We start from the raw sequence: 15736 nt of genomic DNA, 5'->3' as shown, positions 1-15736 counted from the left end.
AACGTCTCCATTTAACTTCTCATGAGGTGTGCCATGCTCAGCCAACGGATGAAGCTCTATTTTCTCATCGCCATTTTCAGCTCCATTGCCATTGCACTGATCGGATTCGTTTACACCAAAAAAGACCTCCCCCCCTACCCCGGCACCGTCGCATCCATGTACGGCCAGCCCCTTTCAGGCAAAGGGGACATCATGGCCGGCCAGCAGGTATGGCAGCGCTTCGGCCTCATGGACCTGGGCAGCGTCTGGGGCCACGGCACTTACCGGGGTCCCGACTTCACCGCCCAGGCCCTGCACAACATGGGGGTGACCATGCGGGAGGTGATGGCCCTGCAGCGCTTCCGGAAAAACTACGCCAATCTCTCAACGGAAGAGAGAGGTGCCGTGGACGCGGTGGTCATCAAACAGATCAAGACCAACCGCTACGACAAAGAGAGCGACACCCTCACCCTGACGCCTCTCCAGGTGGCCGCCCTTTTTAAAAATCGCGATTTTTACCACCGGCTCTTCACCGACGGGGACGAAAACGGCCCCATCAACCCCGGCACCATCACAGACCCCACCCAACTCCGGAACCTGGCCGATTTTTTCTTCTGGACGGCCTGGTGCGCGGGCACCATCCGCCCCGGAGACACCCACACCTACACCAACAACTGGCCCCACGACCCCAGCGTGGGAAACGCGGTCTCGGGCAAGTCCCTGGTCTGGTCGGCCATCTCCCTGGTGGCTTTCGGTCTCTGCCTGGGGGGAATGATCTACCTTTACCACAAATACGGGTTCAACAAGGGAGCCCTTCCCTATAAACCGGAACCTGCCATGGCCCTGGCCGGTGCCCCCATCTCGTCCAGCCAGAAGAAAGCCGCCAAATTCTTCCTGGTGGTGGCGGCCCTCTTCTTTGTGCAGGTCAACGTCGGGGGGCTCATGGCCCACTACACCGTGAGCCCGGACTCCTTTTACGGCCTCAAGGCCATCGCCGCCTTTATCCCCTACAACTGGGTCAAATCCTGGCACCTTCAATTGGCGATCTTCTGGATTGCCGTCTCCTGGATCGGCATGACCCTGTTCGTGGCCCCCATGGTGGGCAACCGGGAGCCCAAAGGACAAGGATTCCTCGTAGACCTGCTCTTCTTTGCGGTTCTGGTGGTTGCCGTGGGCAGCCTCACCGGCGAGGTCCTGGGTATCAAAGGAAAACTGGCCGACTACTGGTTCTGGCTGGGACACCAGGGATGGGAATACCTTGAATTGGGAAGGCTCTGGCAGATCCTTCTCTTTATCGGCCTCATTCTCTGGCTTTTTCTGGTGGTGAGGGCCTTGAAGGACCACTTCAAGGCAGGCCAGGACAAATGGGGGCTCCCCAACTTCCTGGCCTACTCCGGAGTGGCCGTGGTGGGATTTTTCAGCTTCGGGCTCACCTACGACCCCCAGACCCACATCACCATCGCCGACTTCTGGCGCTGGTGGGTGGTCCACACCTGGGTGGAAGGAGCCTTTGAATTCTTCGCAGCCGCCGCCGTGGCCTTTGTCATGGTCAACCTCGGGCTGGTGCGCCTGGAGGCCGGCCTCAGGGCCGTCTATCTCACCGTGGGCCTGGCCCTTTTTGCGGGTATCATCGGCGTGGGACATCACTACTACTGGTTCGGCGAGCCGTCCCTCTGGCTCGCCCTGGGCTCCACCATCTCGGCCCTGGAACCCGTTCCCATTCTCCTTCTCCTCTCCGAGGTGTGGCACGGCCAGAGCGCCCTGGTCAAAGGAGGCAGCGATTTTCCTTACAAATACCCCCTGATGTTCCTCATGGCCGCCATCTGCTGGGAATTCGTGGGAGCAGGCGTCATGGGACTCTCCATCACCACCCCGGTGGTCAACTACTACGAGCACGCCACCTACCTCACCGTCAACCACGGCCACACCGCTCTGTTCGGGACCTACGGGATCCTGGGCATCGGTCTCTCCCTGTTTTCCATGCGCGGCCTGGTGGAAGACAAGGGCTGGAGCCCGAACCTGCTCAAGCTCTGTTTCTGGAGCATCAACATCGGGCTCTTTGTCATGTTCACCGCCACCCTCCTGCCCACGGGGATCCTCCAGGTGCTGGACAACATCAACCACGGATTCTGGCACGCCCGCTCCGACGCCTTCTGGTCCAGGGACATCGTCCGGATTATCGGAAACACCCGCATGGTGCCCGATTTCATGATCATCATCGGATCCGGGGCCTTTCTCCTGTTTATGCTCAAAGCCATGGGGAATTTAAAAAAGGTGACCATCGGCTCGGGAGAGCCCTTTGCTTAAGTAAGGGTAGCCGCAGGAGAAACAAAAAGCATGCCTCCGGCGGCGAGGTGAGCCACCTCGAAAGCTGGTTGCCATTGCGCTTCGCCCTTCGTTCCTCAGGGCAAATCGCAATGGCATTCGTGTGAAGTTCGTGGAGATGAGACGTGGCATGCACTGTGGTGAAAGCCAAAACAAACATACCCAGGCAATTCAATTGCCTGGGTATGAGGCTTACTTTGATCACGCCCAATGATTCAGTCTTGGTGTCTCCGACAGCTTCGGTACCAATCAAAAAAACTGTTTATCAAACTTTTCAAAAGCTTGGCCGCCGGAGGCGCTTTTTTATGACTTCTGCGTGGCGGCGCCCGACTCAAAGGCCGCCTGTTTCACGGCTTCGGCCACCTTCTTGCCCACCCGGCGGTCCAGGGCATCGGGGATGACATACTCGGCGGTGAGTTCATCGTCTTCGATGATACCTGCGATGGCGTAGGCGGTGGCAAGGGTCATGGCGCTGTTGATCTCCCGGGCCCGGGCGTCCAGGGCGCCCCGAAAGATACCGGGAAAGGCCAGGACGTTGTTCACCTGGTTGGGAAAGTCCGAGCGTCCGGAGCCCACCACCGCGGCCCCGGCGGCCCTTGCATCGTCGGGCATGATCTCGGGGGTGGGGTTGGCCATGGCAAACACCACGGCGCCTTTGTTCATGGAGGCCACCATCTCTTTGCTCACCACGTTGCCCGCCGAGACCCCGATAAACACATCGGCCCCCACCATGGCATCGGCAAGGTCCCCTGTGCATTTTCCCTGGTTGGTCAGGCACGCCAGGGCCTCCAGGTGGGCAGGGTTGTCTCCGCAACCCTTGCAGAGGATTCCGCTCTTGTCGCAGGCCAGGATGTCCGAAACGCCCAGGTCCAGGAGCAGCTTGATGATGGCTCCCCCTGCGGCTCCGGCGCCGTTGACCACCACGCGGATCTCGGAAAGATTTTTCTTCACCACCTTCAAGGCGTTGATAAGGGCCGCTGCCACCACAATGGCCGTTCCGTGCTGATCGTCATGGAAAACGGGGATATCGAGCTCGGCCTTGAGCCGCTCTTCGATCTCCATGCAGCGGGGCGCGGAGATGTCCTCCAGGTTGATGCCACCGAAGGTGGGGGCGATCATCTTCACGGACTGGACGATGTCCTCCACATCGGTGCTGGCAAGGCAGATGGGAAAGGCGTCCACGTCGGCAAACTCTTTAAATAGAATGGCCTTGCCCTCCATTACCGGCATGGCGGCTTCCGGGCCGATATCCCCCAAACCGAGTACGGCCGTTCCGTCGGTGACCACCGCCACCAGGTTGCCCTTTGCCGTGTACCGGTACACCTCGTCCCGCTCGCCACTGATCTCCCGGCATGGCTGGGCCACCCCGGGGGTGTATGCAAGGCTCAAGTCATCCCGATTTTCGACGGCCACCTTGGAGACCACCTCGATTTTACCCACACTCTTCTCGTGAAGCGCTAAGCTCGCCGCGTTGTAATCCATTTCCGTTTCCTTCCCCTCCGGTCCGTTCCGCTCCGAAGTGCTCATTATCCGACCGGAGTCATTGCGATCATTTATAACAAACTACCTGAATCCATGGATTCGGGTCCCTCTTTACCTCAAGGTGGCGTGCCATGTCCCGCGCTTATTTGGAAAAACGCAGGGCGTCTCAACAAAACATCGGCTCCCGCATGAAAGAGACCTGTGAGATCACAGTACTTTTTGTCATCCCCCGGCAAGCCTGCCTTTTATAAAAAAACGTCACTAGTCAGCTCAAACATGCCTCCGGCGGCCCTGCCGGGGGCCAAACTTTTAAAAAGTTTGACAAACAGGTCTTACCAACGATTCGAACCGGCTGTTTTAACGTGATGCAACCGGAACGTTTTTGCGGAGCTTTTTTCAAAAAGCGACCCGCCGGAGGCTTTGCCGGTTAGAGACGTTTTTTTTCACCGGACCCAACGGCAAAACACCCCCCGACTCACTGCCGGAGGGTGTTTTGTTATCCGTTGTCACGTGAGGGGTGTCTTAGACAATCATTTTCAGTGCCGCTGTAGCCAGGATCAGCATAAAGGCCCCGCCGATGCGTGATGAGATCTGGGCAAAGGGCATAAGGTCCATGCGCTTGGAGGCAGAAAGAACCGCCACGTCGCCGGTGCCGCCCATGTTGGCCATGCAGAGCCCGCCGGTGATGGCCGCTTCGATGGGGTAAAAACCGAAGAGGCGGCCCACAAAGCCGGAGCCGATGATGGAGCCCACAACGGTGACGGCCACCAGAACCACATACTGAATGGAGAAGGCGTCAATCACCTGGTTCAGGTTGGTGTAGGCCACGCCGATGCCAACCAGAAGGGCCGGGGTCATGCTGACCATGACGAAACGGAACCACTGGAAGGCACCCAGCTCGTATTTGCGGGGGAGGATCCCCAGGGCCTTGACCACGGCCACGCTGATGATCATCAAAGCGTAGGAGTGCAGGGGGATAAAGCTCCCGAGGAGTTTGCCGAAGACGAAAAAGGTGGTGGCCATGAGCAGCCCGATGCCCATGAGCTGGTAATCAATGGTGGGCTCTTCTTCCTTCTCCTCGGCCACGGCGTCCTGATTCTTCATCAGGGTACCGTTGCCCGTCAGGGAGGGAGAAGATTTACCGATCTTGTCCAGGATACCGGCGGCCACGATGGCAAAGGCGTTGCCCAGGGCCAGGGCGGGAACCATACGGGACATCATGGCTGCGGGATCGAGGTTCAGGGTGCTGCCGAAGATCTGGGACAGGGGAACCGCCCCTGCGCCCATGCCGCCGCCCATGATGGGAATGGCGATGTAGAGGATGGCCTCTTTGAAACCGTAGCCCATGAGCATCCCCACGGTACCGGTCATCACGATGGAGACGGCCACCCCGCCCAGAATCACCGGCAGATACCTCACCGAGGCACGAATCAGGAGCTTTCGGTCCATGCCCAGGATGCTGCCCGTGATCAGGGCGGCAATGTAAAAACTCAAGAAGCTCTCGCTCTTCATGAAGCTGGTCATGATCTTCACGGAGGGCTGGGGCAGCACGCCGTAGGTGACCAGGGCCGCAGAGCCGAAAATAATCAGGATGGGGCCGCCTCCCAGGTAGTCCTTGATGCCGGGAGTGCGGTCGCCGATTTCATTGAAAATAGCACCCAGGGCCATCATCAGGGGAAAGGCCCCGACCATGCCCTTGGGCAGCACCTGAAGGTAGGTGGTGAGAAACACCACACCGGTTAAAACGAGAAAAAATGGAAGGGGAATCCCCATGATCTTGTAGTCACGAAGGCCCTGTGCGGGCATAACGGCGGTCGTTGCTGTTGACATCGTCATCTCTCCTTGGTTCGTTATTTCCTGATGGCTGCACCGGATTCATACGCCGCCTGCTTCACAGCATCGGCCACCTGCCTGCCCACGCGCCGGTCCAGGGCGTCGGGGATGACATACTCTGCGGACAGTTCGTCCTCTCCAATGATCCCGGCAATGGCGTAGGCTGCGGCCAGGGTCATGGCCGGGTTGATCTCCCCTGCCCTGGCGTCCAGAGCGCCCCTGAAAATACCGGGGAAGGCCAGGACGTTGTTCACCTGGTTGGGGAAATCGGAACGCCCCGAGCCCACCACCGCAGCTCCTGCGGCCCGGGCATCGTCGGGCATGATCTCAGGGGTGGGGTTGGCCATGGCAAACACCACGGCACCGGGGTTCATGGAGGCAACCATCTCCTTACTCACCACGTTGCCCGCGGAGACCCCGATAAAGACATCGGAACCCACCATGGCATCGGCCAGGTCTCCCGTGCGCTTGCCCCGGTTGGTCTTCCGGGCCAGGGCCTCCAGATGGGGCGGGTTCTCCGCATCTCCTTCCCGAAGCAGGCCGCTTTTGTCGCAGGCGAGAATATCCGTGACACCCAGGTCCAGGAGCATCTTGATGATGGCGCCTCCGGCGGCTCCGGCCCCGTTGACCACCACCCGAATGTCGGCGAGCTCTTTGCCCACCACCTTCAAGGCGTTGATAAGGGCTGCGGCCACCACAATGGCGGTGCCGTGCTGATCATCATGGAAAACGGGAATGTCCAGCTCTGCCTTGAGCCGCTCTTCGATCTCCACGCAGCGTGGCGCTGAGATGTCCTCCAGGTTAATCCCCCCGAAAGTGGGGGCGATCATCTTAACCGACTGCACGATCTCATCCACATCGCAGGTGGCAAGGCAGATGGGAAACGCGTCCACATCGGCAAACTCTTTAAATAAAATGGCCTTGCCCTCCATCACCGGCATGGCCGCCTCCGGGCCGATGTCCCCCAGGCCCAGAACCGCGGTTCCATCGGTAACCACCGCCACCAGGTTGCCCTTGGCTGTGTACCGGTAGACCTCATCCTTCACGTCGCTGATCTCCCGGCACGGTTGAGCCACCCCCGGGGTGTACGCAAGGCTCAAGTCGTCCCGGGTCCCGATGGCAACCTTGGAGACCACTTCGATTTTGCCCACGCTCTTTGCGTGAAGCGCTAAACTTTCAGCATTGTAATCCATCCTGATATCCTTCCCCTCCGGTTCATCCTGCACCTCCATGGTGCGAATGCGTCATGTGCCAGGATGTATTGCAGCCCCCGTACCAGCAGGCCCGTTTTTTTAGATGCGGCATATATTCGATAAATTAGGCACCAAACGCAAAAAACCCGCTTTTCAGAAAAGCGGGCTTTTTCCTGCTGGGCAGGACTTTTTCCCGGGGGGCAGGAATGAGGGAGGGGGGATAGACGGGAACCAACGTGACGGCCTGGTGCTTCTCCCATGCCCGGATAAATCCGAACGCCCCGATACCCGAACATGGTGCACAGAGTGCACCCTACAGGCCGAGGGCTTTCCGGCCAGGTGCATGGGCTCAGGGATGCAAAAAGCACTGTATTTACGCGACTATTCAGCCCCCAAAAAAAGAGCCTCCGGCGGCAAGGTGAGCCACCTTGAAAGCGGGTTACGAATGCGCTTTGCCCCCTCGTTCCTCGGGTCAAAACACATCCGTATTTAAGACCTGTTTAAACGTTTGGCCCCCGGCAGGGCCGCCGGAGGCATACGCTGAACAGTGACGTATTAACCTTTCATCTACGGTCTGTCACCTGCCTTCACTTTAGCCCGTGCTGCTTCAACAGGGCATAAAGGCGGGATTTGGAAAGACCTGCCAGATCGCAGGCCTTTTTGACGTTTCCGGCGGTGACCCGCATCAGGTCATCAAGGTACCGCTTTTCCGCCTCCCGGCTCACGGCATCGCGATAATCCTGCAGGGTCGGCATCTCATCCAGGCTGTAACCGTTTTGAGGGCTCTCGTCATCCCGGGGTGCCGAGCCGAGCCTGGCCCGGGCCACCCGGGCCCTCAGGCGGGGCGGCAGGTGCTTTGGAAACAGGGTGGATTCATGCCGTGCCGAGATCAGGGCCTGATCAAGGATGTTCACCAGCTCCCGCACATTGCCCGGCCAGGCATGGGCCTCCAGGGTACCGTAAAAATCGGCGGAGACCCCTTTGTAATCCATGCCGTAGCGATCGCAGAACCGGTGAATGTGATAGGCCGCAATCTCTTTGACGTCTGACGTGCGGTCCCTTAAGGCGGGCAGCTCCATGGTAAAGGACTGGATACGATACAAAAGGTCCTTCCTGAACGTCCCCTCGTCCACCATGGCCTCAAGGTTCCGGTTGGTGGCGGCCACCAGGCGAAAGTGGCTCTCCACCTCATGCCGGCTCCCCAGGGGGCGCACGGTACGCTCCTGAAGTACCCGTAAAAACGCCTTTTGAAGGGCCATGGGCAGCTCCCCCACCTCGTCCAGGAAAAGGGTGCCCCCGTGGGCTTCCACGATAAGGCCGGTGCGCGCCCGCTCCGCTCCGGTAAAGGCCCCTTTGTTGTGTCCGAAGAGCAGACTCTCCACCAGGGTCTCCGGAATGGAGGCACAATCCACGATGACAAAGGGTCCCTTTTTGCGAGCGCTGTTTTCATGCACGGCCCGGGCAAAGAGCTCCTTGCCCGTCCCCGTCTCCCCTGTGATCAGGATATTGGCGTCGCTCACCGCCGACCGGGCCACCAGGTCCAGGCAGCCCTTGATCCCGGGGCTGCTCCCGATGATACCCTCCCGCACCAGGGAGACCACGGGCGCCGAAGCCGCGGCGCTCTTTTTCTCCTCCCGGTACTGAAGGGCTCGGGCAAGGGTGAGGGAGATCTCCCGGGTGGAGGAGGTCTTTTCAAGGTAGTCCCACGCCCCGTTGATCATGGCCAGCTCTGCCCCGTCCGGGTCTCCCAGGCCGGTCATGATGATCACCTCCGGAGAGGAGGGCATCTGCTCCAGCTCGGAGATGGCCTCCAGGCCGTTCCCGTCGGGCAGCCGCACATCGAGAAACACCGCATCAAAGGAGGCCTGCCGGGCCTTGTCGAGGCCCTCCGTCAGGGTCTTCGCCGTCACTGCCAGGTGCCCCTTGGCCGTTATCACCCTGGAAAGGGAGTAACAGAGGGTTTCATCATCATCCACAATCAGGACCGTTGCCATGGGTACATCACCTCTGATCTTTAAAAAATATATTACTATTCAGCTTTCAAGGTGGCACACCTTGCCGCCGGAGGCATCTTCTTGGTTTTTACTCTGAGCCCTCTTGCCCCTGTCGTTCATCCGACTTTAGCCATAGAAGGCATAAACTAGATAGTTACAAAGACGTGACTGTTCGAATTGCAGTATGCACCCATATCACGCAACCAGCACATTACGGATGGTCTTTGCAAGCTCTGCCCGGTTAAAGGGTTTTCTCATGAAGGCCAGGATGCCGTGGCGTTCAAGGAGCCCCGGGGTGATGTCCACCGTGCCGTCCTGGTAGCCGCTGTACAGGATAATGGGCATCTCCGGGCAGAGGGCCCGGATCTCATTTGCCAGCTCCATGCCGTTGAGATAGGGCATCATGTGATCGGTCATCACCAGGTCAAACCCGCCGGGATCCGTGCGGACGGCCTTCAACGCGGCCAGGCTCCCGGTATGGGCCACCACCTCGTAGCCCATACGGCACAGCATTTTCTCGGTGCCGTAGATCATCTGTTCGTCGTCATCCACCAGAAGGATCCTCTCCTTGCCCTTTCGCTCCAAGGGTACTTCAGCCCCGGCTTTCATCGGCTCCGTGCCGTGGGCACAGGGAAGGTACACGGAAAAAATGGTCCCCCGACCGGGGTGGCTCGCCACGGTGATGGCCCCCTGGTGCCGCTTGACAATGCCGTGGGACATGGAGAGCCCTAAGCCGGTGCCACCCCGCTCTTTCCTGGTACTGAAAAAAGGGTCAAAAATCCGATCCATGTCGTCTGGAGGAATCCCCTTTCCGTTGTCCCGGACGCTGAGGCGCGAGTAGCGCCCCGGGGAAAGGTCCGGGTGGATAAGGGCCACGTTCCTGTCCAGGTCCACCGAATCCAGGGTAATCTCAATGAGGCCCTTCTGGTTTTCCACGGCATGGCTGGCGTTGGTGCACAGGTTCATGATCACCTGGTGGATCTGGGTGGGGTCGGCAAGCACCAGGCCGGACTCGGCCTGGAGATCGAGGCGGACATCGATGGTAGCCGGAATGGAGCTTTTCAGGAGCTGGCTGCACTCTTTGAGCAGCTGCTTCATCTGAACGGGCTGCTTCTCCTGATCCTTGTCCCGGCTGAAGGCCAGGATCTGGCGTACCAGGCTCTTGCCCCGCTGTGCCGCCTTGAGCACATGGGTCAGGTCTTCGTATGCGGGTCCCTCTTCCCCCACCTCTTCCACGGCCAGCTCCGTGCAGGTGGTGATGCCCCCCCAGGATGTTGTTGAAGTCATGGGCAATGCCCCCTGCAAAGGTGCCGATGGCCGCCATTTTGTGGGACTGGCGCAACTGCGCCTCCAGTTTTTTCTCCCGGGCCTCCGCCCTCTTGCGCCGCGCGATGATCCGCATGAGCACCGCAATGGTGACGGACTGGTACACAAGAAAGATCAGGGTGGCCCAGATGACGTATTTGTACTGGTAATAGACCGTCACCGGCTCGTTACGGATCAGGCTTCCCTTGGGAAGGGAGTTGTGGGAAATGGAAAAATGGCGAAGGATTCGGTAATCGAAGATGGGCTGGATGGAGCTGTGGCGAATAACGGGGATCTCCGCAGGAGGCTCGCCGCTTAAGATCCGAAGGGCAATGCGTGCGGCCTCTTCGGCCTGCCTGCGACCACTGAGCATTCGCCCCCCCAGCACGCCGCTGCCCAGGGTGTACTCCCAGGGAGAGTATACCGGTCGCCCGGAATGGTTGAACACAAGGGAGGTGCTCTCGGGAACCGTCAGCCTCACCCCTTCGGGGGTCAGGTAGTAGGAGAGATAAAGAATCAGGGTCTCGTCGGGAAGGGTGGCAAGGGATGCCTTCAACGCATCCAGTGATTTCAGGGAGAGATCGATGAAGCCCACACGTTCTTCGTAGGCCGGAATGATCTCAAGGAGCCGCTTCCGGTTGATGCGGCTGGAGGTGGAGGCACCGCTCACATAAGCCACATACCGCGTCGACGGGTGCATGGACAGGGCCAGGTCCAGGGTGCCTGCCAGATCGTAGTCCTCGGCCACACCGGTGTACCCCGTGTGACCGGCGATCATCGACTCGTCAAAGCCGTTGATCCCACAAAACACCACCGGGGTGTCGGGGAACAGCTCATGGCGGTTCTGGAGGAGAAAATTCAGGGCGTTGTTGTCTGCGGCCACAATCACATCAAAACGCACGGCCCCGTATTTCAGCCGGTACACCTCTTTCAAGGTCTCGAAGATCTCATCGGGACGATACCGCTTGGTGTCCATGTACTCAAAACTGACCCGAAGGGAGCTCCCCCGGCCGTCAAACACCGAGCGTAGACCCTCTGTGACCGAGTCTGCCCACACATACCCCGGGTGGTAGGAGTTCAGAACCAGCACCTGACGAACCGGGGCCGACTTCCCTGCCTCCGTGGCGCCCGCCTGTCCGCCCAGAAAAAGGAGCCACAGGGCCAAAAACGTGAAAACTCTCTGATATCCCATTCACCCACCGCTGATTTACCGTATAAAAACGACACACTGCACCCCAAGCTATGTCAGAAACCAGAAACACCGTCAAGCAAAAGCCGATCCCGGCAAGGTCGTCTGTCACGTTGACCCGGCCCCCTTTCCCGCCTCATCCAGCAGCGTTCTGACAACACGCGCCAGCTCCTTTTTGACAATGGGCTTGGTCATAAACGCCTTGATCCCGATCTCAGCCAGGGCCGCGTCGGTGACTCTGTTGCTGTACCCGGTGCAGAGAATCACCGGAAGCTCCGGTCGGATGCGGAGCATCTCTGCTGCCAGCAGATCCCCGGTCATGGTCGGCATGGTCATGTCCGTCATCACCAGGTCAAAGTGTTCCGGGCCCGACCGGAAAAGCTCCAGGGCTTCCACGCTGTCGGTCCGGATCACCGCGGTGTACCCCAGGCGCCCCAGGATCTTGCCGATCATCCGTGCAATGGCAGGTTCGTCATCCACCACCAGGACCCGCTCCCCCCCCGTGGGCAGGGTGTCGTCCTCCGGAAGCGGTTCCGACGGCTCGTTCTCCTCCTCGGTAATGGGCAGGTACACGGTGAACACAGCCCCGCGGGGCGTGTTGTTCTCCACCTTGATCTCCCCTCCCCACTTCTTAACGATGCCGTGGACCATGGCAAGGCCCATGCCCGTGCCTTCACCCGGGGCCTTGGTGGTAAAAAAGGGCTCGAAGATGGACGGCATCACCTCCGGGGGAATCCCGCAGCCCGTGTCGGCGACCCTCAGGCTCAGATAATTCCCGGGGAGCAATGAGACCGGCACCGGGGTGCCCCCGTAGCCAAGGGCCGTATCAAAGAGCTTCACATCCAGAACCCCGCCCTCCCCTTCCATGGCGCTGGCCGCATTGGTGCACAGATTCATGAGAATCTGGTGCACCTGGGTCGCGTTTCCGAAAATCAGGGACTCGCTCTCAATATCCCGGGTGATCTCCACCGTACTCGGAATGGACGACCGGATCAGCTTCAGGGCCTCGTTTACGATGGGCTTCACCTGGATGGCCACCATCTCCTCGTCGCCCTGGCGGGCAAAGGTGAGGATCTGTCGCACCAGCGCCACGGCCCGGGTCCCGGCCAAGTAAATTTCCTGGAGATAGCCCTCCAGCCGTGTTTCCGGCGGGACGTCATCCAAGGCCAGCTCGGTGTAGCCTAAGACCGACGAGAGAATATTGTTGAAGTCGTGGGCGATGCCCCCGGCCAGCCCACCGATGGCTTCCATCTTGTGGGACTGGCGCAGCTCCTCCTCCATCTTTTTGATCTGGGTGATGTCCACCCCGTGGTGGAACCGTACCTGCCGCCCGTCCACCCACTGGATGCTCCGTTCGTAGTTGATGTAAAACGCCCCGGCCTGGTTGCGGCTTTCCCACACAAGGGCCCCGGCATGGTCCGGGATGCCCGCCCGGGGAGACACCCCCGGGGGCCCCGCTTTTTCCCGACCGGCCATGAACAGGGCATGATATTCCTGACCGGTGAGCCCCTCCCCGAAACTCTCGATCATGGCCTTGTTCATAAAAAGGATCCTGAAGGTGTCGGTGTCCGACACACAGATGATGGCATCCACGCTGTCCAAAACGGTCATCAGGGTTTTGAGGGAGCGTCGCTGAGCCTCCTCGGCCTTGACGGACTCCGTAATATCCATCATGTTGCCCACCACCCGGACCACCCTGTCCCCTTCAAAGACGGGGCGCCCCGTGGTGCGAATCCACTTCTTCTCCCCTTTGCACGTGGTGATCTCACAATCCAGATCATAAGGACGGCCCCTGTCGATGCATTCAGTAAACGCCCGGCCCACCGCTTCCCCATCGGCCTTGCTGTAGCAGGCAATGGAGACCTCAAAATGATCCACGGTCGGGTCCACCTCCAGCCCGTGGATCTCATAAAGCTGATTGGTCCAGAGAAACAATTCGTCGTCCACATGGTATTCCCAGCCCCCGATATTGCTGAGCTTCTGGGTTTCATCCAGCAGGGCGCGGTTCCGGGCAAGTTGGTGCTCAACGGCCTGGCGCCGCTCCATATCGTGGAACAGGCGCTGCCGCATCTGGTTCAACGCCGACACCAGTTCGTCGATTTCATCCGGGTACTCCGGATCAACCTCCCGGTTGGGCAGCTCCAGCCGCGTGCCCAGTTCATGGGGCCGTATGGATGTGGCGTACCCTGCGATGGCTGAGATGTGCCGGGTTGCCACCCGGTGAAGCACCGCAAGAATAACCATGGAGACCAAAAGGACTTTAAACGCCTGGGTCACCAGAATGACAAAGAGGCGTTCGAACAGTCGCTGGTGGACCCCTTCAAGGGAAGCATAGGCGTCAAGGACCCCGATATGTCGCTGCTGGCCCCCGTGGGAAAAAAACATATCAAACCCTCTTCGCACCCATTGCTCACCCTCCTTCAATCGCCCCGCTGAAAACAGCACCTCTCCGTTCTCACGAATTTCCAGATAGATCAGGTCCCGCATGGTGAGCATGTCGTTGAGGTGGGTTGAGATCTGAAGGTCATCGAGCTGCCACAAGCTCCCCGAAAGGCTCTCCAGGTGTCCTTCCCTGATCTGGGTAAACTGGTCGTCCACGGCGCTCAGGTCTTTTTTATACTCCAGGAAAAGATTGAAACTGGTCCCCACAAAGGTGATAAAAAAGCTGAAGATAAGGATATAAAACAGCTGCTTTGCAGCCAGGGAGCCTTTGAGGCGGCGGGATATCGTCTTGATGCGTCTAAAGGGCATACACACCTCGGTTGGAGGAAAACGGCACCCACAGGGGGCCATGGCGTATCCAAAGAGTGGCCACAGGGACGGCCGAAAATGTCGGGCCGTCAGGCAGGAAGCTGGTAATGTGTCTGGCTCGGCGTGCTGGTCAGGGGAAAAAGGCAGGACAAACGATGCAGGGGGTGCGGAAAGGGCTCAACAAATCGGATCGCCCGGTTCCGCACCACCTGCTTTCAGTTCAGAAAGATGGCAAGGCGTTGTATCGTATTCAGGTGGCTTACACCACCCCCTGGTCAATCATGGCATCCACCACCTTGATGAACCCGGCGATATTGGCACCGGCCACATAGTTGCCGGGCATGCCGTACTGTTCGGCGGCATGCAGGCAGGTGGCATGGATATTCTTCATGATGCCCTTGAGACGGCTGTCCACCTCGTCACGGCTCCAGGAGAGGCGCATGCTGTTCTGGCTCATCTCAAGGCCCGAGGTGGCTACCCCTCCGGCGTTGGCCGCCTTGGCAGGGGCAAAAAGGACACCCTTCTCTTTAAAATAATGGGCCGCCTCCAGGGTGCAGGGCATGTTGGCCACCTCCACCACGGCCTGGCACCCGTTCTTCACGAGGGTTTCGGCATCCGAAAGGTCCAGTTCGTTTTCAAGGGCCGTGGGCATGGCCACATCGCAGGGAACCTCCCAGGGTCGCCTGCCGGGAACCCACTCACAGCCGAACCTGTCGGCATAATCCTTGGCGGGCCTTCGGTAGATGGTCCAGAGGTCAGCCATAAAGGCGAGCTTTTCTCCCTTGATCCCCTCGGGGTCATGGACGTAGCCGTACTCATCTGCAAGGGTGACGACTTTACCGCCCAGCTCATTGATCTTCTCGATGGCATAGGTCCCGACATTACCGTACCCGGAGATGGTGACGACCTTGCCCTCCATGGTCTGGTCCCGAAGCTTGAGCATCTCTTCCAGAAAGTAAACAGCGCCGTACCCCGTTGCCTCCGGACGCACCAGGCTGCCGCCCCAGTTCAGGGCTTTGCCCGTAAGCACCCCGGTAAACTCGTTGGTGAGCTTTTTGTACATGCCGAACAGGTAGCCGACCTCCCGGGCCCCCACCCCCACATCCCCTGCAGGGACATCGGTATTGGGACCGATATGACGAAAGAGCTCCGCCATAAAACTCTGGCAAAACCGCATCACCTCGTTGTCCGATTTGCCTTTGGGGTCGAAGTCGGAACCGGCTTTTCCCCCGCCCATGGGCAGGGTGGTCAGGGCATTTTTAAAGACCTGTTCAAAGGCAAGGAATTTTAAAATACCAAGGTTCACGGAGGGGTGAAACCTGCACCCGCCCTTGTACGGACCGATGGCACTGTTCATCTGGACGCGGAACGCACGGTTAACCTGGACCTGCCCGTCGTCGTCCACCCAGGGCACACGAAACATGATCACCCGCTCGGGCTCCACAATGCGCTCCAGCACATTGTGCCTGCGATACTCGGGGTTCTGCTCAAGGACGGGGGCCACCGATTCCACCACCTCGGTTACGGCCTGGAGGAACTCGGGTTGGTGAGGGTCTCTGCTCTTTACGACCTCTAAAATGTCTGGCATATCGCATCTTCCTGTTTGATGAATTAACGAACGCATCAAAACAATGCGTCAGGATTTCGTATTGCGCATTTTTTAAATACAAAAAACCTGATCTTAG

9 protein-coding genes are annotated in these 15736 nt (G+C 59.2%); 1 reads left to right on the top strand and 8 read right to left on the bottom strand.

The window, feature by feature from the left end:
* The first annotated feature begins 33 nt into the window (after positions 1–33).
* A complete protein-coding gene (locus BLQ12_RS09175) occupies positions 34–2286 on the top strand; it encodes a nitric-oxide reductase large subunit (RefSeq protein ID WP_092210346.1) in 2253 nt (750 codons plus the stop codon).
* A 321-nt stretch (positions 2287–2607) separates the two neighbouring features.
* Here the strand turns inward: BLQ12_RS09175 and BLQ12_RS09170 are convergent, their stop codons facing one another.
* From BLQ12_RS09170 to gdhA, 8 genes are all read right to left on the bottom strand, one after another.
* The gene (locus tag BLQ12_RS09170; RefSeq protein WP_092210345.1) at positions 2608–3786 is read right to left on the bottom strand and encodes an NAD(P)-dependent malic enzyme; all 1179 of its coding nucleotides are present in this window, start codon (positions 3784–3786) and stop codon (positions 2608–2610) included.
* 522 nt (positions 3787–4308) lie between these two features.
* Positions 4309–5616, bottom strand: coding sequence for a 2-hydroxycarboxylate transporter family protein (locus BLQ12_RS09165; protein WP_092210344.1), 1308 nt, complete (start codon positions 5614–5616; stop codon positions 4309–4311).
* Positions 5617–5636: 20 nt separating this feature from the next.
* Positions 5637–6812 carry an NAD(P)-dependent malic enzyme gene (locus BLQ12_RS09160; RefSeq protein ID WP_092210434.1) on the bottom strand — a complete coding sequence of 392 codons (1176 nt, stop codon included), beginning with the start codon at positions 6810–6812 and terminating at the stop codon, positions 5637–5639.
* Between the two features lie 587 nt (positions 6813–7399).
* Positions 7400–8806 carry a sigma-54-dependent transcriptional regulator gene (locus tag BLQ12_RS09150; protein WP_092210342.1) on the bottom strand — a complete coding sequence of 469 codons (1407 nt, stop codon included), beginning with the start codon at positions 8804–8806 and terminating at the stop codon, positions 7400–7402.
* 195 nt (positions 8807–9001) lie between these two features.
* Positions 9002–9772: an ATP-binding protein gene (locus tag BLQ12_RS09145; protein ID WP_254782032.1), complete on the bottom strand. Its 771-nt coding sequence runs from the start codon at positions 9770–9772 to the stop codon at positions 9002–9004.
* Positions 9717–11303 (bottom strand): hypothetical protein, encoded by a 1587-nt coding sequence (locus BLQ12_RS27975; protein WP_254782026.1) that lies wholly within the window; start codon positions 11301–11303, stop codon positions 9717–9719. The genes BLQ12_RS09145 and BLQ12_RS27975 overlap by 56 nt, the downstream gene beginning before the upstream one ends.
* Before the next feature lie 105 nt (positions 11304–11408).
* Entirely contained in the window at positions 11409–14051 is a 2643-nt protein-coding gene (locus tag BLQ12_RS09130; RefSeq protein ID WP_175469603.1) for an ATP-binding protein, read from the bottom strand.
* 259 nt (positions 14052–14310) lie between these two features.
* Positions 14311–15639, bottom strand: a complete 1329-nt coding sequence (gene gdhA, locus BLQ12_RS09125; RefSeq protein WP_092210337.1) for an NADP-specific glutamate dehydrogenase — start codon at positions 15637–15639, stop codon at positions 14311–14313.
* Between the last annotated feature and the right edge of the window lie 97 nt (positions 15640–15736).

The organism is Desulfoluna spongiiphila (genome assembly GCF_900101345.1).
Taxonomy (GTDB): Bacteria; Desulfobacterota; Desulfobacteria; order Desulfobacterales; family Desulfolunaceae; genus Desulfoluna; species Desulfoluna spongiiphila.
The sequence above is the reverse complement of the archived record's forward strand: the minus strand, read 5'-3'. Positions and strand labels throughout refer to the sequence as shown.